The sequence below is a fragment of the Vibrio sp. QJM3NY_21 genome, assembly GCF_057785975.1.
On record NZ_CM173514.1, the window covers coordinates 243,052 to 264,331 of the forward strand.

A 21,280-nucleotide genomic window follows, 5' to 3' on the forward strand; every position below is an offset into this window, starting at 1 on the left:
ATCGTGTAGTTGATTTGAAACCTAGTTGATTTGAAAACTAAGTGATCTGCAAACTAAGCTAGCGGATTACATGTCTTCAATATCAACTTCAATCGTATCAACGGCGGCGTCTAATACCGCTTTGACATCTTGACCTTGTGCGATTTGAGCAAGACCCGTTTTCATTGGTCCCCACACTTTCATGAACTCTGGGATGCTTGGCATAGGTTGGCCGATGTTTGTCGCATCAAATATGGCTTTGTGTAGAGAGCCTTCTTTGTAATTAACAGACAGGCTAGGTGAGACTTCACGTGTGTCTGAATACCACTTGTTTGCATTCTCAGGAGTCGCTAGGAATTCAATAAAGGCACGAGCGCCTTCTTTGTTGTCACTGTAGCCGTTAACGGTCATCCCTTTTGTGCCTGTTAGAGCTTTATATGGATGACTGCCATCCCAACTTGGGATAGGTGCTGCACCAACATTAATGCCGGCTTTTTCGATATCAGCAATTGCCCATGGACCATTGATAATGGCTTTTACTTTTCCTTCCATGAAGTATTTCATCATGATGTCATAAGCAACGGTATCATCTTGCATTAGGGTCCAATGGCTCACACCACTTTTATATAACTCTTGGGCAGCTAAACCTGCTTTGATTGCATCAGGTGTATTTAAGCCGATATCTTGTGGATTATTGTCTTTGAAGATATAGCCGCCATTAGACATAAATAAGCCGCCAGTGAAGTAAAAATCAGTAAATTTTGCAGCCCACTCAGAAGGTGGAATTTCTTTAAGTGTTTTTGGTGCTTCATTTATCATGTCTTTGTTATATAGAAATAACGTTGTATCTGTAGACATTGGTAACATATAAGTTTGACCATTGTAGATTGATGCATTGGTAGCGGCATCTGTATAACCATTAACGGTAAAATTGGTTGGAGCAATTAAATGTTGATCCGCTAACTCACCGATTCGGTCGTTTGGGATCATGAAAATATCAGCAATATTACCTTTTTGAGTTGGTAGCGCTGCCAGTAAATCAAACATGCTTGTTGCTGCTACTTCTACCTTAAAGTCTTTCCCTTTATTGAACTGCTCTGCAAGTTCGGTGAAGTAAGGGACATAGCTTTTTTCAACGCCAATAACGATGTTTTCTGCAGCCATTGCAGTGTTACTTAGTAATAGGGCTGCTGAAACAGCAAGTGACAATTTCTTAATCATTTTATTGCTCCTGAATAGGGTAGGGTACTAGGTTGACAAAATAAATAAGGCATAAATTAAATAATATCAACAGCTTATTCTTTTTGTTAAGCGATCTCTCTAGAGTCACTCCGGTGACACATGTTTGTTGGTTTATAAGACTAACGTCATTCAAATCATCATAGGTCTTTGGTGGTAGGTGGTGAAATGCTATTTATATTTGGTGGCCATAGAAAAAATGCATATCACATAGATAAATGTTATCTAACGCAACGATATCTAAGGTATTCATGGTCTTTGATAAGTTAAAAACGTGAAGACAATAACAGTCTGTAGGACGAGATAAATAAGAGAAGAGACTGAGTGGTGTGCTTGCAATAAAAAGGGGCATTATTATCTTCACCTTTTACGCTAATATGATTTCTTGTGGGGTTACACTTTTGTTTAATCACTTTGATTAACATAGGACATATCCATTCGGCCCAAATCTTGTTCTTGAATATTGCTGTATTCGTGATCGACTTATTCTGTTAGTGGCAGTTTAATACCATCAGATTTTGCTTCATCTAGACAAATGCAAAGGTCTCTTCTCATTAGATCAATGACAAAGTCAAAATCGAATTTATCTTTTTTGTGATGGCACTTGCGCGGTTTTCTACTCGCCATGAACCCGCTGCTCCGTGTATTTGCGTATCAACCACTAGAAAACAGCCAGTATTATGTTAGACGGTGCGCTAGAAAATATAGCGGTGCTTAGACGTTTCGTTATCAACATGTAAAGCAATAAGATTACGGAGCGGCAAGCCAGAAAGTGAAGTTGAAGAAAGCGGGATGGAGCAACGATTATCTGGCGCGAATCTTGTTCGGGTTGTAAACCCATTGAAGTATGCTCGCGGCCCGCTATGACTGGTAAGATAACGCCAGAACATTGAGGCGGGAATTGCTAGTAGAACCTGAATTTGTAACCCTTTAAACCAAATAGAGAAATAAGAACGGAGATGAATACAAAGGTTTACATTACAAGGCTGCCGGCAAAACCTACCATGACCAAGTTAGTTTTTCTACGGTAAGTGTCTTTGTCTATATTTGAGATCTTCATGGTATTTCAGTGAAACTGAGAATAGTAAATCTTTGCTCAACGGGGCTTTTGGATATGAGTAACATACGTTATACCACTTTACAGTTAGCGCATGGGGTCGAGCATAAACTCATGGTTTTGTGTACTCATGTAGCTGATATGACTGTTTGGTCTGCCTATTGTAATAATATCGTGAGCGATTAGAAATCCTAGCAGAAGCATTGCCACTTTTCCAAAAAGATTGCGGTGAGTTTTTGAGTCACTTTGAGCAAGCTTAAACTCGATGTTCTTTAAATCTGAAAACTAAAAAAGCAGCCTAAGTGGCTGCTTTTTCGTTTAATAATTTTCTGGCGGTTTAGTTGGTAAGCCGTTTAGTTCGCTAGTTAATTAGCTAGCTTAGCCTCGACTTGCCCAAGTGCGCGTTGGCACATAAACCATGCACATGTTCCGGCAAGCACATTACCTACCATTGCGCCCCAGAACAGGCCTTCAATACCAGCAAGCTGCGAACCAACCCATAAGCAAGGTAAGAAGAAAGCGAACAGGCGTAGCGCTGAAATCGTTAATGCGGTGTAAGACTTGCCTAATGCGTTCGAGACAGAAACCATTAACATACAGATTCCCAGTGGCCCTAAGCTAATAGGTACGATCAGTAGGTGATAGTTCAAAATCGTCGATACTTCGCTTTCACTGGTCATAAGGTTTGCTAGCCCACCAGAGAACAACCAAGTTACTAGTGCTATCACCAATTGAAAACCCAATACGAACATCACAGCAATTTTAACGAGCTTACGTATGTTTTCGAGGTTGTTCTCTCCTAACATGCGGCCAATCATTGGAGGCATCGACATAGTAAGTGCTAACACGGCAACAATGGAGAAAAACTCAAAACGAGAACCCAAAGCCCAAGCTGCAACGGCTGCAGTCCCATAGCCAGCAAGTAGCTTGGTGGCGAACATTGATGAAACGGGGGGTAGCAATTGACTGATCATGGCAGGTCCCATGATGTTACCGATTGAACGAACACTTTTGCCGATGTCGAGATCGTGCCAGTCGAAGGTCATCCAATGCTTTTTCGTAACTTTTGGAGCAACGATAAAGATACCCGCACCGAACGCCAAAATGGTCGCAATGGCCGCTCCATTGATGCCCATGTCGAAAGTGAAGATGAAAATCGGGTCCAATATCAAGTTGATGATACTGGTCGCGATCATCATTGATCCGGGCAGCATGGTATTACCATTGGCACGACAAACACTGTAGAAGAAGTAGAGTAGGGCTCCTGTCCAAGAGCTGATTAGCCAATAGATCCAATAAGAATCAATGATCGGTAATACCGTCAGTGGCGCATCCAACAACTGTAAAATTGGCCCACGAAGCAGATAAATGATGACCGAGAAAAGCGCAACACTCACGCTACCCATCGCAATCACTAATCCACCAAGCTGCTTAGCGTAGCGCGTTTCATTCGCGCCAATGGCTCTTGCAATTACCGCGGTTGTTGCGATTCCCAGCCCGACCTGAATACCAATGATGATCATCTGTATTGGAAGTGTAAAACCTTGAACAGCGAGCGGCAGCACGCCCAATTGGCCAATAAAAGCACTGTCTACAAGCTGGAAGCTCATAAGGGAAAGCACCCCAAACAGCATTGGCCATGTCATTGTATAGAGTTGTCGGCCAAGAGAAGGCGAGGGAGTTGCGGTAGTAGAATTCATAACACTCTTATAGGTCTTGAAGTTAGGCTTGTGTTGGTGACAAACCTCTCAATGAAGAATTGCGTAAAGGATAACGTAAGGTCAGCTCGATACCAATAATTGTTCTTAGATCTATCGATATTACCTTTGCACAGTTTCATCGGTATGTGAGCATTGTGCGATGTAACTTTATGCGGTCGCTTATTGAAATTTAAGGTGTCGTATCTTGTTTCTGAGTTTTATATTGGCGGATTGGGCCTAAAGGTTTTCAAATCGATTATTTCTAAGGTTTCGCTTTATGCCGATAATTTGGTGCTGTGATACCAACCCAACCTTTGAAAGCACGGTTAAAGTTGCTCAAATCACTGTAACCAACTTGCCAACTGATCTCTTGCACTGAAAGATCGGTCTCTTCGAGTAGCTGTTTTGCTTTGGTTTCACGAACCTGTTCTTTGGCTTCTTTAAAAAGAATTCCTTTGCTCTTCAGGTTTCTCTGTAGCGTTCGTTTTGTCATGCCGAGCATGGTCGCAAACCATTCAATATTGAACCAAGGTAAAGTCGAATAAGTGTTTATCAGTGTCTTTACGGCTTGCTCCCAATCTTGGGTACTATTTTGTTCTGAGATAGCGCGATAGTCGTCGGGCAGTGGGATCGCAAGCGCCCCATATTGTTGCTCAAACTGAATATCAGAATTAAAAAAGTGTTTAGGTAACTGACGCGCACCGTTGTTGGTAGAGACAAGCTTAGCGTGTGATGGTTGCCACTGGTCGTCTATAAACTTACGGCATAGGGTAATCACTGTAAGGGATCTAAACCATTCGGATTGTTCAAATCCAGAGGTTGATGGATGATAGCAACTGCGATGACATAGCCACCACAAGCCATCTTTTTTCTCGGTCCATATCGTGACGTGGTTGTTCAAACTAGGCATTTCAGCGATCAAACAACGAATGGCTTGCTCTAACGAACTGCATTTCTCTATCTCATGGTGTAGCTGTGGTGAAAGTTGTTCCAGAGAGGTTTTTCGCCCAACTTCAATACCAATCGAATAACCAAACTTACGCTCAAGTCGATGAATAAAGAGAATTAAATCTTGGGTAGGAAGCCATTGGTTAGATTGTGTTAGCTCAATTGGTAAACCGCACTCGATAGCGACACTGCGCCAGTCAAGCGATCTCTTATCACAATACGCAATGTACGGGGCAATATTACTGGTAGAGCTCAATAGTATGTTAGTTATGTTCGATGATGCTTTCATTGTTGTTAGTATTACCTATAAATGTCACCAAATGACCTAATTAAGTGTAGCGTAACTCCATATACTTCTTCTAACCCAAAGAGGAGAAGAACATGAAACTTACACCCATTGCCTTAATTATTTCATCACTCACGATTTCATCGCTTGCTGTGTCATCGACTGTATTTGCAGAAAACCCAGTAGAAGCCGCGCTTAAGATTGAAGGCGCGCAGGTTACTCTACCTGTAAAAGATGCTCACCAATCTTTTACTCCTGGTTTCGTTGATTCAGCTCGTGAAAATTTCAATAATTTCCATTGGCAAATGGGTGGTGATCATAGTGTCTATTACAACATGCACATGAGTGAATTTATGCCGACCGCTCTTGCCGCTCCTAATGCTGAATATAAGCCACTGGTTAAAAATATCGATTCACGCCTTGCTAAATTAACCGTAAACACCGAAACCAAAGGTGAGCTGACAATGGAGCAATACCTAGCGGATGAGCAGTTCAGAACTCAAGGCTTCATGTTAATTCACAAGGGTGAGATCGTTTATCAGGCTTATCCAGGCATGAGCCCAACAGACACCCACGTTTGGGCCTCAACAGCGAAAACGACGGTAGGCGCAGTGGTCGCTATGCTGGTTGAAGAAGGTAAAGTCGATCCTGAACAGGACATTGCTCACTACGTTCCTGAACTCAAAGAGACTAACTGGGAGAGCATCACTGTCCATCAAGTGCTCAACATGTCGACTGCGTTAGACAACGAAGAAACGCTTGAATCGATATTGAATCCGGACTCTGACGTAGTACGTTTCTTTGCTGCGTCATTCAATTCACCAAGAGCAAAAACCGGTGAGATGGAAACATGGATGGACGTGGCTAAGGGCGCACAAAAGCTAGAGGGCGAGAAAGCAGGTGATCATTTCCGCTATGCCTCAATCAATACCATGGTTTTGACCAAACTAGTCGAAAACATTGAAAACAAGACTTGGACTGAGGTATTTGAAGACCGTGTTTGGTCTAAGGTACATGCTCGTCAGCCTATGCAGATCAACCTAACACCTGATGGAATGGGCATTGCTGTAGGTTTGGTTTCGACGACCTTAGAAGATATGGCGCGTTGGGGAACGTTATTTACACCGAGCTGGAAAGCCGTTGCTGATGAGCCTGTGATTTCACAAGCAGTGATTGACCGCATTCATACTGGTGGCAATCCGAAAGGCTTCGTAGGTACTAGTAAAGAGAGCAGTTCAGTGCACGCTTTTAACGAAAAGGCTGACTACAACGCTTATCAATTCGACTATATCTTCAATGACGGTGCGATGTCGAAAAGTGGCAACCTTGGGCAGTTTATCTATATCGATCCAGAGCGTGATTTTGTAGGCGTGATGTTTTCAACCAACCCATACCACTCAGGTTTTGGTGAGAATAAAGGTCCAGCATTGATGCGCTCTGCAGCGAAACTACTTGCCGACAAATAATCTACTTATAACCCAACAGGATGTTCCAGGCTTCAAGGAGGAAGCAAACGACTTTCGAGATATATAATGAAAAAGTTTGCTCTATTGATCCCTTTGAGTTTAGGTTTAGCGCTGCCTGCGCATGCAGAGTCCGAACGTGTTATCGACCCTGCTGATGTCACCAAAGTTTATACTCAAGCTGCATTGATGTTGAACGGTAGCTCAGATATCCAATTTCAGGGACAAGTTTCTGGCGGTTTAGAAAACGGTCAACAGTTTGCCCTACTTGCTGAAGCGACGTTTGTCGATGAAAGTAACACAGCGCTTCGCGATCCAGACAAGTTTGGCACTGAGTACAGTAACTCTAGAGTCCAGTATTTCCATGTATTTGAGACGGGTACTAAGGCGACGCCTAAAGTGGGTCTGTCATTAGATTACATTAATACGCGTACTAACATTAAAAACGATTTGTTGTCGGTTGGCGGGGTTGTTGCGATTAATCCTGCTTACACCGGTGGTTTCCTAGTATTTCCAAGAGCAGGACTGATGACGGGTAGTATGGAGCTTCCTGGTATTACGTCATCTAAAGATGATTTAACGGGATACTCGCTTGGTTTGATTACCGCGAAGCATCTCGGTGACTCTGGCGCCTATGTGTCTTTAGTACCTGAGTGGCAGGATCTGTCTGGTGATGACATCGATATGCAGAACTTCTCTTTCAAAACATCGTTAAATGTACCGATGAACAGTGCAAGAACTTGGTGGTTGAATACGCGTTATGACATTACCAAAGCAGATGTTGATGTGAAAGGTGTGTCAATGCCGAATGATTGGCAAACCGAGGCTTGGATTGGTGTGAGATACTACTTCTAACCCCCTAGTTTGCTAACATGCAAAGAACCTAAAAAAGCCAGTCATCGTGACTGGCTTTTGTCGTTTAGGCTCGCACGAAGCGTTATTTATTTGCTACGTTACCAAGCTTCAACCACGTGTCGATAACCGTATCTGGGTTTAGTGAAACAGAGCTGATGCCTTGTTCCATTAACCACTCGGCTAGGTCGTCATGGTCAGATGGGCCTTGGCCACAAATACCTACGTACTTACCCGCTTTCGCGGCTGCATCGATAGCCATTTTCAGCATCGCTTTAACTGCAGGATTACGCTCGTCAAATAAGTGCGCAACATCGCCTGAATCTCGGTCTAGGCCAAGTGTTAGCTGTGTCATGTCGTTTGAACCGATAGAGAAGCCATCAAAGTACTTCAAGAACTCATCTGCCAATATCGCATTCGATGGTAGCTCACACATCATGATGACTTTCAGACCTTGGTCGCCACGACGCAGGTTAAACTTAGCCAGAATGTCGATAACCGATGCCGCTTCGCTTGGAGTACGAACGAATGGAATCATGATTTCAACGTTCTTCAATCCCATTTCGTTACGAACACGTTTCAGCGCTTGAGTTTCAAGCTCGAAACAGTCTTCAAAGACTGGAGAGATGTAACGAGATGCACCACGGAAGCCCAGCATTGGATTCTCTTCATGTGGTTCAAACGTTTTACCGCCAACAAGGTTACTGTACTCGTTCGACTTGAAGTCAGACATACGTACGATCACACGCTTAGGCCAGAATGCAGAAGCGATAGTCGCGATACCTTCCGTTAGCTTGCTTACGTAGAAATCGATAGGATCTTTATAACCACGAATGCGTTGGTTGATTTCTGCTTTGATCTCATCCGTTTGCTCATCGAAGTTCAGCAGAGCTTTAGGGTGAATACCAATCATCTTGTTGATGATGAATTCAAGACGAGCAAGGCCAACACCTTCGTTCGGGATCTGAGCGAAGTCGAAGGCACGATCTGGGTTGCCTACGTTCATCATGACTTTGGTTGGCAGCATTGGTAGCTCATCAACCTCAGAACGTTTGATTTCAAAGTCGAGTTCGCCGTTGTAAACGTAGCCCGTTTCACCTTCTGAACATGACACTGTCACGATGTCACCATCATTTAGGCTGCTTGTTGCGGTACCACAACCAACAATTGCAGGAATGCCTAGCTCACGAGCAATGATTGCTGCGTGACAAGTACGGCCACCACGGTTAGTCACAATCGCAGAGGCTTTCTTCATCACAGGTTCCCAGTCCGGGTCTGTCATGTCAGTTACCAGCACGTCGCCTTCTTGAACCAGTGACATTTGGTCTAGAGAATCAACTAAGCGAACAGGGCCTGAACCGATGCGTTGACCGATAGCACGGCCTTCAACTAGTACATCTGCCTTGTTGTTTAGTTCGTAACGCTCGATAACGTTTTGGTCGCTTTGAGAACATACGGTTTCAGGACGAGCTTGAACGATGTAAAGCTTGCCGTCGATGCCATCTTTTGCCCACTCAATGTCCATCGGACGTTGGTAGTGCTTCTCGATGATCATCGCTTGTTTTGCTAGCTCTTTGATCTCTTCATCGTTCAATGAAAACTCGTTACGCTCTTGAGTATCGGTGTCGATGATATCAACTTGCTTGCCGATCTCTTGGTTGGTTGAGTAGATCATCTTGATCAACTTAGAACCAAATGTCTTTTTAACAACTGGGTAGTGACCCGCTTCTAGCATTGGCTTGTGAACGTAGAATTCGTCTGGGTTCACAGCGCCTTGTACAACCATTTCACCTAGACCCCAAGAAGAGGTGATGAATACCACTTGGTCGAAGCCTGACTCAGTATCAAGCGTGAACATCACACCTGAAGAGGCTTTGTCTGAGCGAACCATACGCTGGATACCCGCAGACAATGAAATGCCACGGTGATCAAAGCCTTGGTGTACTCGGTAAGAGATAGCACGGTCGTTAAACAGAGATGCGAACACGTGTTTAGTCGCTTCGATAACCGCATCGATCCCTTTCACGTTAAGGAAGGTTTCTTGTTGGCCTGCAAATGAAGCATCTGGAAGGTCTTCAGCTGTTGCCGATGAACGAACCGCAACAGACAATTCTTCGTTGCCTTCAATCAGTTCGCGGTAGTTATCACGGATGTCTTGCTCTAGTGATTCTGGGAAGGGTGCGTCTAGAACCCATTGTCGAATCGTTGCACCTGTCTTACGCAGTGCGTCAACGTCTTCAACATCAAGTTCATCAAGGAGTTGGTGAATGCGCTCATCAAGACCTTTGTAGTCAAGAAAGTTATTAAACGCATAAGATGTGGTAGCAAAACCATTAGGTACTGATACGCCAGCGTTGGCTAGGTTAGAAACCATCTCGCCAAGTGAAGCATTCTTACCGCCGACTTTGTCGACATCTTCCATGGAAAGGCCATTGAACCATAGGGTGTTATTTTGCATTTATTTCTCCAGAAACATAGCAAGCATTGTAGGGATTTAAAGGCAAACGATTACGTATCAGTTTAAAAAAATGTAAATTATTTTCTAAAGCTGTGGGGGACGTAATAGTCAGCAGGGTTTCGTTATATATATTATGGTTCCCATCCTACTCAAAATAATTTTAAACATTAAATAAAAAATGCAAATTGATATCCAAAGTCGTGATGTATTCTATGTTTCTGATGGAACGGCCATAACATGTGAGACTTTAGGGCATGTTGTTCTAGGTCAATTCCCATTCGAAGCCAATGAAAAAACCTTCCCGTTTGTCGAAAGTGAGGACAAACTTTCTGATTTATTAAAAGAGATCGAAATTTCGTATCGTGATACGGGCAACCACCCGTTGGTCTTTTTTTCGATTGTGATTCCAGACATCAAGCAGAAGCTCTTGGAGGCACCAGCGCATTGTTATGACGTGCTAGAGAGTATTGTGCAGAAAGTGCAAGACGATACCCAAATGGCCCCTGTGCCTAAGCTGCAGCGCTCACGTAGTGTTAATAAAGATTCAGTGAAGTACTTCGACCGTATTGCTGCGATTGAATACACGTTAGCTCATGATGATGGCATTACGCTGAAAGGGCTTGAAGAGGCGGATATCATCCTATTGGGTGTGTCTCGAAGCGGTAAGACACCGACAAGCTTGTATATGGCGATGCAGTTTGGCTTGCGCGTAGCGAACTATCCGTTTATTCATGATGACTTGGCGCGCTTGAAGCTGTTACCCGAATTTGAGATCTACCGACACAAGTTGTTTGGTTTAACCATTGATGCGGAAAGGTTGACTGAAATTCGAGAGAACCGTTTAGCCGGCAGTGAATACGCGAGTGATTCGCAATGCTTGTATGAGTTGCAAACGGTAGAGTCGATGTTTCGCCGAGAAGCGATACCTTACATCAACACGTCTTCGTTATCGGTTGAAGAAATTTCAACACGAATCTTGGAGCGAACAGGGTTGAGAAGGCGCTTGTTGTAGAAAAAGACAATTGAGTCATAAAAATCGAAGCTCGTACGAACAATGGTTCGGGGAGCTTCTATTTTTCGTTTAGGCTAGTTGCTAACGACTAACGACTAACGACTAATGTTTTAGCAAAGTAGCAAAGTAGCAAAGTAGCAAAGTAGAAAATTAGCGAAGAAGCTTAATGCCTAACGTTTGACTCTGTTTTTCTAACCAACGCTCAAGTGTTGGTGGCCATGTGATACTTGGTTCGACACAGAAGCCACGAAGCATTGAGAAATAGAGTGCTTGATCAACCAAAGGTAGCGATGACTCACCATTCTCTAGATTCAGTAAAAGCTCGGCATCTTTCAGTAATGGGTTAATCAGTTGAACGTATTGCGGGGTCTTTTCTAAGAGCTCTTCAAAATTAAAGCCTTCGGTCTCTTTACTAACACGCCAAGCTTCTTTGGCTCCAGCAGAGCGATATTCAGCCAAGTCGAGGTTCCACCAACGTGGGCGTCCTATCTGTTGAGTAAGAGGGAAAGCGCGGCTTTGAAAAAGCGCAGCCTGCTCAGACGGCTCACGTTGATCGTCACTTGATTTTAAGTCCATGAAGTATGCGATGATATCTAGGCTCTCAGCCATGATAGAACCGTCGTCTTTTTGTAAAACAGGCACCATCTTTTTACCGATAAGATCGATAAGCGTTTGGGCGTCATCATAATCGACAGAGACAAGCTCTATGTCCAAGCCTAGAGATTGAGCAATGTAGGCTACTCTTGCGCAAAAAGGGCAGTGGTCGTAAATGTAAAGCTTCATAGCTTCCCTCATTCATGGTCATTATTAGTATAAGATGATGCTAATGTATCAGAAAGTATTACGAACATTAAGCGTCAATAAACGCTAAGTACTGATAAACAGCAAGCATCAACAATACACAATAAGTGCTTGGCATAAATGCTCTTTCATTAATTCTATTGTCTGTTGGATTCGGCTTTACTGTAATGAGTAGACTAATGGGAAGGCTAGTGAGAAATAACGGGCACAAAAAAGGCTCTGGCGGCTCACTCTAATGCAGAAGAGTGAAGTCAGCCAAAGCCTCAATGTTGTTACCTTTAGCAGAGTGACTACTAAAAGAGCAGAGTGGTTAAACTATGCTTTTTTAAGGTCTTGTGCTGGGTAAGTAAGCGTCATTGCGCCTTCTACCGTTGTAACGTGAACGTAGCCGCCACCAGCACTTAGGCCAGTCACTTCCATTTCACCAAGCTCAACACCTTTTGTTGCTACAACGCGATCGTCAACTGAAAACACTTTACACACCTTCAATAAATTAAATAAATACGATAGATATCGAACGCGGATTTAAACAGATGACACCCCAATCAACTAATCCGGTTATTTGTCGTAAAGATTAAATTTAGTTATGCATAAACCAGTATTTCTTAAAAATCAGTTTGTTAACTCATTCAGCGATGTTATTTGTCTGCCGGATAAACGACACCAACTTGCTGGCGCATCTCTGTAATTAACTTAGCAACCGTTAAAGCGCGCTGTTGGGCTTGCGTTTGAGTTGCTTGATCGCCACCAATGCAGTCTGCAAAGGCTTGCGCCTCGTAACACATTGAATTTTCGCTTTGCGCTTGAGTTAGGTTCTCAATACTACCATCACGGTAGCGGATCTTAACGTCAGTACATTCAGCGATGTGATCGATGATGATCGCTCCTAGTTCACCTTGGATCTCGCTTGGCGCATAAGAGTCGCTGACTTTGGAGTGAGCGAGCGTTACGTCAAACTCAGGATACTGGAAGATCGCACAGCCATGAGCATCGACACCTGAATCCAGTAGCTTTGCAGAAGCCTGTGCATTTTCAGGTTTGCCAAATAACGCGACTGTCGCGGCAACACAGTAGAAGCCAATATCGACCAATGAGCCGTTAGAAAAAGCTGGGTTGAAGGTGTTTGGGTTCTCGCCGTTTAGGTATTTTTGGTAGCGCGATGAATACTGGCAGTAGTTGATGTGTGCCTTATGTACCTTGCCAATCTTCTCTAACCCTAGTTGAACTTGCTTAAAGTTCGGTAGAAACTGAGATTTGTACGCCTCAAACATCACCACACCGTTCTTCTGAGCAACCTCAAACATTCGGGTTGCTTCATTAATATTCGATGCGACAGGCTTTTCACAGATGACATGTTTGCCGTGCTCCATCATCAAGATGGACTGTTCGCAATGGAGTGAGTTCGGTGAAGCGATGTACACGGCTTCAACTGTTTTGTCATTGGCCAATGCGTCGAGTGAGTCATACCTCGTTTCAACGTCAAACTCTTGGGCGAACTGTGCCGCGCTGTCTAGATTTCGAGAGTAAACCGCAGCAAGTTGCATTGATTGAGATTCGTGAGCAGCTTGAACAAACTTTTGTGTAATCCAATTGGTTCCAATTACAGCAAACTTAATCATATAGGTGTCCAATAGTTAGTGTATTGATTCTGCAGAGATAGTAGCACTCAACGGCTGGCAATGTGCCTGAGATTTACGGAACAATTTCCCTAAACATAGTGCCTAATATTAATAATCAGCCTTCACAGAACGTCTGGGTTGACCAGTACAACGGTGCACAACGAAGTCATTTTTGCTAAGGTATTAGTGAATTCAAATAAGGTAATGATATGCAAATTCGGACTGCCAAGGTCACTGATATAAGCTCGATCTTAGAGCTCTCAGAGCAGATAAATCGTCAACATCATCTTGGTGCTCCGATGGTATTTGCGCCACCTTCATTGGGTTTTACTGACAGTGAAGAGTACTGGTTAGGGTTGATGATCGATCCTGTAGGGGCTTTCTTCGTTGCTGCTGATGAGCAACAAGTGGTTGGCTTCTTAGCCGGGAAGGTGACACAAAACAAAGGGGTGAGCTTTATTCAGCCGCATAAGGTGGCAAGAGTGAATACTATTGTGGTTAACGATCAAGTTCAAAGCCAAGGTGTCGGTCGAGCTTTAATGAAGTCATTCAATCAGTGGGCTCAAGCGAGCGGTGCTATCGAGCTTAGGTTAGAAGTGATGGAGTTCAACCAGCAAGCTCAGGGTTTTTATGAGTCGTTAGGCATGGAAACTCAATCTCGAACCATGTCCATGCGTTTTGAGGAGATTTAAAGGTGCGTTTGATTTGGCCTTTATCGTTATGCTTACTCTTTTCTACTTCGCTCGCTTATGCGGAGAAGCTCGTCGTTGATAAAATTGTGTCTGATGCGACCGCTATCGAAACCATTGTATTTGAGTCAGCACCTTCCCATTCTAGTCGCACACCTACGTCATCGGTCACCTCGAATTCGAAGCATGTCATTGTTATGGACGATGCTCTTGAAGGGGACTCTCAACAAAAGGTCACCCAGCTTTCTCAACGCTCTTCACTAGATCCATCTCAAAGCTCTTCATTAGGTCAACCTCAAAGTTCCTCTCAAGAGTTTTACACTCTACCTGACGCGTCTTCTGGCATAGACCCGTTATTGCAAGTGGTCACCTTAGTTAAAGTCGACAAATCTAAACGTAGAATGTATCTGCTCAAAGGGGAGGAAGTGGTTCAGGAATTTCGTATTGCGCTAGGTAAACAACCGAGAGGGCATAAGCGCTTTGAAGGGGACAACCGAACGCCAGAAGGGCAATACCAGCTCGACTATGTTATGGAAGAATCAGACTTCTACCGCTCGGTGCATATCAACTACCCGCGATCATCAGATATGCAGTGGGCACAAAAAAATGATGTTGATCCTGGGGGCAATATCAAGATCCACGGAATCAAGAATGGTGAGCGTCGTTCACCTAGTTTTATACAAAGCTTCGATTGGACGGATGGTTGTATTGCATTAACCAATCAAGATATGGATGAGTTCATCCAACTCGTAAAAATGGGTACCCCTATCCATATTGAATGGTAGTTATCGGTACCCATTTTCCTGAACAATTCTCGAAAACAACTCTCGAAAACAATTGCCGAAATCAGCGCTAGAGCCAGTTACAGTATGACTCGACCTGCACTGAAGATAGCAATCACAATGAGCAGTGCAATCGTGACTGGCTTGAACTTCGCCCCACCAAACCTCTCAAACAATTTTGAACCGACATAGCCGCCAAACATGCTGCTTGGTAAGAGTGCTAGAGTAAGCCAGACCACATCACGATCGACTAACCCTGCGATAGAGGCCGTAACAAAGGCGCTAGAATCAGCTAGTACAAAGAACGCAATCAGGCCGGCTCTGGCAATGTGTGGTGCGACAGGACTTGCCAATGCATGCGTGCCAACCGGAGGGCCAGACATTGAAGCTGCGCCATTCATTACCCCCGCAAGGCTGCCTAGAATATAGGGAGCAAATCTAGGTTCGCTTTTGTATTGGAACCCTTTGTAGATCATGATTGCTGACGCAAAAATGAAGGCACTGATGATCAAGATGATCGTGTCTTGGCTAACGGATTTGAGTAACAGCAAGCCGACGGGCGTGAAGGCCAAACAAGGGACAAATACCTTTGAAACCCATCGCCAATTTACGTGATGTTTAACCTTCGGCAGCAATTGGATATTGCCTAACAGGTCGATCAGCATGAAAACAGGAACCAGTTCGATAACAGGCACGAATAACGCACTCAATGGCAATGCCACTAAGGTGAAACCAAAACCTGAGAAGCCACGAACAATAGCGGCGAAAATGAAGATTGCACCCAAAATTGGGAAGGTTGGACTAAAAATGAGATCCATAAATTAAGTAACCAATGAAGCTGTCTAATAAGGCGAGCTAGTGAAACCAAGTGAGTAGCGGAATGTACTCCTACTCACTTGTGTTTGCTACCTAATTTTCAGGTTTTTCAGGGTTAATTTTAAAGTCTCTCGGGGGTGCTTTTTCGGTATTTACGAGGTCAATTTATAGGGTTAAATTGATTCGGAAAATCAGTAAATACAGCGTCTACTTTTGAGATAAGCTTGAAGTGAGACGGATCATTGACGGTGTAGCACCATGCTTGAATGTTCGCTTTGTTGAGAGTGTCAAGATCGATCTGATCAACGTGTTCATAGTTCATGTGACAGCTGAACGCTTTGACCTCATTGATGAGCATAAGATCATCTTGAGTCAGTTGCTCTGTGATTACTCCCACTCGATATCTCGGTAAATGACGAGCCATTTCAGTAACCACCTTATGGCTGAAGCTCGAAAGTAAGACCTTATCGGTGTCTAGATTTGAGCGAATCAACTCGTCGTGCAGCAAATCAACCACATAAGGGGCTTGATGTCGGCTGTCGACTTTAATTTCGAGGTTGACGCTAAGATCATGCTGCTCAACAAGTGCGAGTAACTCTTCCAACGTCAGTATTTTTTCTCCAGCGAACTGCTCAGACTTCCAACGGCCAAAATCGAGCTGACGCAGTTCAGCAAGGGTGTGTTCATCAACTCGACCCTTGCCATCGCTGCAGCGCTCAAGCGTGTGATCGTGACAAACGACCAGTTGGTCATCCTGAGTGGGCTGAATATCAACTTCAATCCATTTCAAGCCGAGTTTAGCCGCTTGTTCAATGCTTGCTTTGGTATTTTCTGGGTGAGTACCTGCGACACCCCGATGACCTACGATGATAGACGACATAATTAATCCTTCTTAAAGACGCACCGTAAAAACGCATTAAATATCAGTGTACTCGATTAAGCTAGAGCCGTCGTTAAGCTTGTCGCATCTTCGTGTGACTCCTGTGATGTGAAGTTATTTGGGTGAATGCGTTTGCCAAGATTGTCAAAAATATGCAGGTTGGATTTATCGATGCTTAGCCCGAGAGGGACAGCTTGGCACAGCGTCGTTTCGGGTGTCACTGCAATAAAGGGTTGTTCGTTTACAAGGCCATGAACCAATTGATTTGGCCCTAAAGGCTCAACCACGCTGATGCGTAATTCAAGCGGCAACGTGTTCATGACTAAATCGGCACAAACCTCAGAGTGTTCTGGGCGAATACCAAGTGTGATGGCTGTATTTTTTACGTGGGCGTATTCGGGCAAGTACATTTGCTGGTCGCCAATCTCAAGGTAGCCGTCGTCGAGTGTTGCTGGTAAGAAATTCATCGCTGGGCTGCCAATGAAGCTTGCCACAAAGGTACTGGCTGGCTGGTGGTAGACCTCTCTTGGTGTTCCTACTTGCTCTATTTGACCGTTGTTGAGTACCACGATTCTGTCAGCCAGTGTCATGGCTTCAACTTGATCATGAGTGACGTAAACACTGGTCACACCAAGCTCGCGTTGTAGCTTTTTGATTTCTAATCTCATGTGAGCACGCAGTGAGGCATCTAGGTTAGACAAAGGTTCGTCAAACAGGAACAGTTGCGGATCGCGAACGATTGCTCGCCCCATAGCAACACGTTGACGTTGACCACCAGAAAGCTTGGCTGGCTTGCGGTCTAGGTATTCTTCGATTTTCAGCGTTTTGGCAACTCTCTCAATTTTCTCTTCAATAAGGTGCTGACTGACTCCTCGATTCTTTAAGCCATAAGCTAGGTTTTTGTACACCGTCATGTGAGGGTAGAGCGCATAATTTTGAAAGACCATCGCGATATCACGCAGGGCAGGTTTCTCTGTATCAACCCGACGGCCACCTAAGTGAATCTCGCCACCAGAGATGCTTTCCAAACCCGCAATGGATCGCAAAATAGAAGACTTGCCACAACCAGAAGGACCCACCAAAACAAGGAACTCACCTTCATCGATATCAAGCGAGACTCCTTTGACGGCTTGATGGCCGTTTTCATACGTCTTGACCAAGTTTTTGATACCCAACATGGTGGCAGCTTTACGCGTACGATCGTGAGTGGCTTGGTTGTGCGCTAGCGTCTGCTTTAAGTTTGGCATCGAGGTGTCCTCTGTATTTTTGTGAATAGTTTGGTGAGAAGGCAGCTGAGACGTCTTGTACTCATCAAGTGATTGAATGCGGTTATTGTTCATTTGAGTTGTGTCGTTATTATTTTTCACTTTCTACTAGCCCTTTTACAAACCAACGCTGAAATACAACCACCACTAAAACGGGTGGCAACATGGCTAAAATCACCATGGCGAAAGCATAGTCATAGCGCGGTAAACTGGTTTCATTGATGTTGTTGAGTACTTGTTTTATGCCCATCACGATGGTGTTGTAGCCTTCATCGGTAGTCATCATGATCGGCCATAAGTATTGGTTCCAACCCACAACAAACATGATGATGAAGATCGCGGCGATCATGGTTTTAGATAGAGGCAGCAAGATATCGACAAAGAATCGAAATGGACCTGCGTTATCTAACTGGGCGGCTTCTAACAATTCATCGGGGATGGTTTTGAAGAACTGTCTAAAAAAGAAGGTCGCGGTGGCTGATGCGATCAAAGGTAGAATCAACCCTGTGTAGCTATTAAGAAGCCCAAGCCCTGCGACAACTTCATAGGAAGGGATAATACGAACTTCTAATGGCAGTAGCAGCGTTACGAAGATCAACCAAAACCACGCCGTGGCGTAAGGCAGTCGAAAGTAGACCAAAGCATACGCCGCCATCATCGAAATGATGATCTTACCGATCGCAAAACCTAGCCCCATGATCATTGAGTTGGCGATCATTTTACTGGCGGTGACTTCGCCACTGAAGCCCATACTTTTGTTCCAAGCTTCGCTATAAATAGCCGTAAAGTTATCGCCCGGTAGCCATTGCAGGCCTTCGCTGACAATGGTGTTTGGATTGTGGGTTGAACTGGCAAAGATTAGCCAGATAGGGACTAACATAAACAGCATCCCAGCAATTAAAATTAGGTGGTCAGAGACCTTATTACTTTTCATAAATAACTCCTGTCGCGTTAAAACCTAGCTGTCGTGGGCTAGTAATGAACACGCTTTTCTACAACGCGAAACTGGATAAATGTAAGAGTGAGGACCAGTAGTAACAACACAACAGACTGTGCAGAGCTGCCGCCTAAATCTGCGCCAACAAAGCCATCTCGATACACCTTGTAGACTAACGACGTTGTGCCTCCGCCCGGACCGCCATTGGTCATGGTGTCTATCACGCCAAAGGTTTCAAAGAAGGAGTAGGTGAGGTTGATGACCAACAGAAAGAAGCCAGTAGGGGCCAGTAGTGGGAAAGTGATGGTCCAGAAACGTTTCGAGTCACTGATACAATCCAACATCGCTGCTTCTTTTACGGCGTAAGAGATCGATTGAAGCCCAGCCAGAAAGTAGATGAAATTCACCGAAACTTGTTTCCACACGGACACCAAAATCAGAGCAAACGTGGCATCAACAGGATCGGTCTGAAAGCTAAAGTCCCAACCTATAACCGCAAATATTTCGGTAAACACGCCAATGTGTGGGTTAAACAAGAAAGCACCGATAACGCCTGCTATCGCGGGCGCAACCGCATAAACCCAAGTGAGGGTGACTTTGTATACGCCTTGTCCGTGAATGATGTTGTCGGCTTTCACGGCAAGCAGCAGAGCCAAGGCAAGTGATAAGAAAGAGACCACAATCGCGAACATCAAAGTAAATCCAATCGAGTTCAGGTACTCGCTCGATTCGAATAGCATTTGGTAATTCTCAAACCAGACGAATATAGATGAGGTGCCCCAAGGGTCTTCCAGCATAAATGAAAGGTAAACCGCCTTTGCTGCTGGGTAGATAAAGAAAACGGCAATGATGAGGATCTGAGGCGCCAAAAATAGGTAAGGCAGCGGAGAGTGAAAGAATTGCTGACGTCGTTCCACAGGGTAATCCCTAAAAATAGTTACAGTGGCCACTATTTGCGACCGTTACCACTAGCGCGATATCAAGGCATGCATCCCGTTGAGTTATCGTTGTTGGAGCAACAAATGGCGCTAATGAAGAACCTCCTCACGCCTTGCCATTACGTTTTTAATCGCAGTGACAAGTGGTGAGGAGCAATTAACGGCTTTTGGTGTGTTAAGCCTTTAGTTCAGTTATCTGCTCTAGCTAAAAAGCAGAATTAGTTCATCGTTCGAGCGAAGCGTTTCAGTAGTTTGCTGCTCTCATCTTCGACCTTGTTTAGGCTGTTCTCGACACTAGATCGGCCTGCGAAGATGTTATCGAACTCACGGTGCATCACTTCACGGATCTGCGGGTAATAACCTAGGCGGTAGCCTTTAGTCCACTCGCCCGATTTCAGGCTAAGCTGCTTTACGCCCACTTCTGCATCTGGCTGGTCTTTGTAGTAACCAGACTCTTTTGCTAGTTCATAGGCAGCAGTTGTTACAGGTACATAGCCAGTGGTTTTGTGCCAGTAAACTTGAGTTTCAGGCTTTGTCAGGTAATCAAAGAACGCGGCAACACCTTTGTCCTGTTTCTGGTCATGGCCATTTAATGCAAACAGAGCGGCACCACCAATGAAGGTTAAGCCGGCATCTGGGTTAACCGATTTCCAGTATGGAAGGTAAGTTGTGCCTAGCTCGAAAGGTACGCGGTTACGTAAGCCACCGAATGAACCTGAAGAACCCATCCACATTGCCACTTCTTGACGCTCGAAAGGCGTTTGGTTTGCATCCCAATCGCTGCCGTAATACTTGTAGTAACCTAGATCTGACCACTCTTTCATCTTGCTAACGTGCATCATCATATCTTTGGTGTTGAACATGATTTTGGTGGACAGGCCGTCGTAGCCGTTGTTCTGGTCAGAGACTGGTAGGTTATGGCGAGACTTAAAGTTCTCGAACATAATCCATGGCGTTAGAGATTGAGAAAACGCGATGTGCCCTTCGGCCGTCAGTTTCTTAGCAACCACTTCGAGTTCTTCATAAGTTTTAGGTGCTTCGGCTCCCACTTCCGCAAGAAGATCTTTGTTGTAGTAAAGAACCGGTGTCGAACTGTTGAAAGGCATACCAACCATCTTGCCTTGGTTGTCTGCATAGAAGTTACGAACGCCCGCTAGGTAGTCGTTCGAATTAAAGTTGTAGCCAGACTCAACCAGAATATCTTGTACCGGTTTGGCGACGCCTTTAGCGTTCATGATGGTTGCAGCACCGGCATCGAATACTTGTAGAATGTTAGGAGCTTCGCCTGCTCGATATGCTGCGATACCCGCTGTTAAGGTCTCTGTGTATGAACCTTTATAGATTGGCGTGATCTTGTAATCATCTTGTGACGCATTAAAGTCAGTCGCAATCTTATTGACGGTTTCTCCAAGTTGGCCGCCCATTGCGTGCCACCAAGTGACTTGAGTCGTTGCGAACGCTGGCATTGCCGCTGTTGCGGAAAGAACGCCTGCCAAAATTAGCTTATTCATCTTCTTTTCCTTTTGGATGAAATCTATGTAGAGGTATTGAATTAGAGT

At 44.5% G+C, this 21,280-nt stretch carries 19 protein-coding genes and 2 pseudogenes; 6 read left to right on the top strand and 15 right to left on the bottom strand.

All coding sequences use genetic code 11. From position 1 onward, the window contains the following. Window positions 1-66: 66 nt before the first annotated feature. On the bottom strand, window positions 67-1,200 hold the full coding sequence (locus AC3CID_RS16935; RefSeq protein ID WP_171311523.1) for a sugar ABC transporter substrate-binding protein: 1,134 nt from the start codon (window positions 1,198-1,200) through the stop codon (window positions 67-69). A 416-nt stretch (window positions 1,201-1,616) separates the two neighbouring features. Then, window positions 1,617-1,883, bottom strand: a pseudogene (locus AC3CID_RS16940) (NAD-binding protein); the annotation flags it as partial. Window positions 1,884-1,895: 12 nt separating this feature from the next. Here AC3CID_RS16940 and AC3CID_RS16945 point away from each other — a divergent pair. Further along, window positions 1,896-2,053: pseudogene (locus tag AC3CID_RS16945) on the top strand (ISAs1 family transposase); the annotation flags it as partial. A 138-nt stretch (window positions 2,054-2,191) separates the two neighbouring features. Here AC3CID_RS16945 and AC3CID_RS16950 read toward each other — a convergent pair. The 3 genes from AC3CID_RS16950 to AC3CID_RS16960 all read right to left on the bottom strand — a co-directional run bounded on the left by AC3CID_RS16950 (window position 2,192) and on the right by AC3CID_RS16960 (window position 5,212). Then, complete coding sequence (locus tag AC3CID_RS16950) at window positions 2,192-2,278, bottom strand: DUF3087 family protein (protein ID WP_171311705.1); 87 nt, start codon at window positions 2,276-2,278, stop codon at window positions 2,192-2,194. A 362-nt stretch (window positions 2,279-2,640) separates the two neighbouring features. Further along, window positions 2,641-3,975, bottom strand: coding sequence for an MATE family efflux transporter (locus tag AC3CID_RS16955; RefSeq protein ID WP_488527746.1), 1,335 nt, complete (start codon window positions 3,973-3,975; stop codon window positions 2,641-2,643). Window positions 3,976-4,237: 262 nt separating this feature from the next. Beyond that, entirely contained in the window at window positions 4,238-5,212 is a 975-nt protein-coding gene (locus tag AC3CID_RS16960) for a helix-turn-helix domain-containing protein (protein WP_488527747.1), read from the bottom strand. 92 nt (window positions 5,213-5,304) lie between these two features. Here AC3CID_RS16960 and AC3CID_RS16965 point away from each other — a divergent pair, with 92 nt between their 5' ends. Beyond that, the gene (locus AC3CID_RS16965; RefSeq protein WP_488527748.1) at window positions 5,305-6,675 is read left to right on the top strand and encodes a serine hydrolase domain-containing protein; all 1,371 of its coding nucleotides are present in this window, start codon (window positions 5,305-5,307) and stop codon (window positions 6,673-6,675) included. Window positions 6,676-6,741: 66 nt separating this feature from the next. After that, entirely contained in the window at window positions 6,742-7,527 is a 786-nt protein-coding gene (locus AC3CID_RS16970) for a hypothetical protein (RefSeq protein ID WP_102270728.1), read from the top strand. 82 nt (window positions 7,528-7,609) lie between these two features. Here AC3CID_RS16970 and ppsA read toward each other — a convergent pair whose 3' ends face one another. Next, the gene (ppsA, locus tag AC3CID_RS16975; protein WP_017086817.1) at window positions 7,610-9,982 is read right to left on the bottom strand and encodes a phosphoenolpyruvate synthase; all 2,373 of its coding nucleotides are present in this window, start codon (window positions 9,980-9,982) and stop codon (window positions 7,610-7,612) included. A 178-nt stretch (window positions 9,983-10,160) separates the two neighbouring features. On the opposite strand from ppsA, the gene ppsR reads away from it, so the two are divergent. Then, window positions 10,161-10,994: a posphoenolpyruvate synthetase regulatory kinase/phosphorylase PpsR gene (gene ppsR, locus AC3CID_RS16980; RefSeq protein ID WP_017069200.1), complete on the top strand. Its 834-nt coding sequence runs from the start codon at window positions 10,161-10,163 to the stop codon at window positions 10,992-10,994. Between the two features lie 150 nt (window positions 10,995-11,144). Here ppsR and grxB read toward each other — a convergent pair whose 3' ends face one another. The 3 genes from grxB to AC3CID_RS16995 all read right to left on the bottom strand — a co-directional run bounded on the left by grxB (window position 11,145) and on the right by AC3CID_RS16995 (window position 13,414). Next, complete coding sequence (gene grxB / locus AC3CID_RS16985) at window positions 11,145-11,777, bottom strand: glutaredoxin 2 (protein ID WP_488527749.1); 633 nt, start codon at window positions 11,775-11,777, stop codon at window positions 11,145-11,147. A gap of 333 nt (window positions 11,778-12,110) precedes the next feature. Next, window positions 12,111-12,269: a hypothetical protein gene (locus tag AC3CID_RS16990; protein ID WP_488527750.1), complete on the bottom strand. Its 159-nt coding sequence runs from the start codon at window positions 12,267-12,269 to the stop codon at window positions 12,111-12,113. A gap of 164 nt (window positions 12,270-12,433) precedes the next feature. After that, window positions 12,434-13,414 (bottom strand): Gfo/Idh/MocA family protein, encoded by a 981-nt coding sequence (locus tag AC3CID_RS16995; RefSeq protein WP_488527751.1) that lies wholly within the window; start codon window positions 13,412-13,414, stop codon window positions 12,434-12,436. A 209-nt stretch (window positions 13,415-13,623) separates the two neighbouring features. Between AC3CID_RS16995 and AC3CID_RS17000 the strand changes: the two genes are divergently transcribed. Then, a complete protein-coding gene (locus tag AC3CID_RS17000; RefSeq protein WP_054548424.1) occupies window positions 13,624-14,106 on the top strand; it encodes a GNAT family N-acetyltransferase in 483 nt (160 codons plus the stop codon). Window positions 14,107-14,108: 2 nt separating this feature from the next. Further along, window positions 14,109-14,888, top strand: coding sequence for a L,D-transpeptidase family protein (locus AC3CID_RS17005; protein ID WP_114635619.1), 780 nt, complete (start codon window positions 14,109-14,111; stop codon window positions 14,886-14,888). A 77-nt stretch (window positions 14,889-14,965) separates the two neighbouring features. On the opposite strand, the gene AC3CID_RS17010 is transcribed toward AC3CID_RS17005, so the two are convergent. The 6 genes from AC3CID_RS17010 to AC3CID_RS17035 form a co-directional block, all read right to left on the bottom strand. Continuing rightward, window positions 14,966-15,703 carry a sulfite exporter TauE/SafE family protein gene (locus AC3CID_RS17010; protein ID WP_114635618.1) on the bottom strand — a complete coding sequence of 246 codons (738 nt, stop codon included), beginning with the start codon at window positions 15,701-15,703 and terminating at the stop codon, window positions 14,966-14,968. Between the two features lie 158 nt (window positions 15,704-15,861). Further along, complete coding sequence (locus AC3CID_RS17015; RefSeq protein WP_114635617.1) at window positions 15,862-16,581, bottom strand: glycerophosphodiester phosphodiesterase family protein; 720 nt, start codon at window positions 16,579-16,581, stop codon at window positions 15,862-15,864. 56 nt (window positions 16,582-16,637) lie between these two features. After that, window positions 16,638-17,948: a sn-glycerol-3-phosphate import ATP-binding protein UgpC gene (locus tag AC3CID_RS17020; protein ID WP_114635616.1), complete on the bottom strand. Its 1,311-nt coding sequence runs from the start codon at window positions 17,946-17,948 to the stop codon at window positions 16,638-16,640. Further along, on the bottom strand, window positions 17,938-18,780 hold the full coding sequence (gene ugpE / locus AC3CID_RS17025; protein WP_012601047.1) for a sn-glycerol-3-phosphate ABC transporter permease UgpE: 843 nt from the start codon (window positions 18,778-18,780) through the stop codon (window positions 17,938-17,940). Before ugpE ends, AC3CID_RS17020 begins: the two co-directional genes overlap by 11 nt. A 38-nt stretch (window positions 18,781-18,818) precedes the next feature. Next, window positions 18,819-19,700: an ABC transporter permease subunit gene (locus AC3CID_RS17030; protein ID WP_114635615.1), complete on the bottom strand. Its 882-nt coding sequence runs from the start codon at window positions 19,698-19,700 to the stop codon at window positions 18,819-18,821. Between the two features lie 239 nt (window positions 19,701-19,939). Next, window positions 19,940-21,232, bottom strand: a complete 1,293-nt coding sequence (locus AC3CID_RS17035; protein ID WP_488527752.1) for an extracellular solute-binding protein — start codon at window positions 21,230-21,232, stop codon at window positions 19,940-19,942. Window positions 21,233-21,280 lie beyond the last annotated feature (48 nt).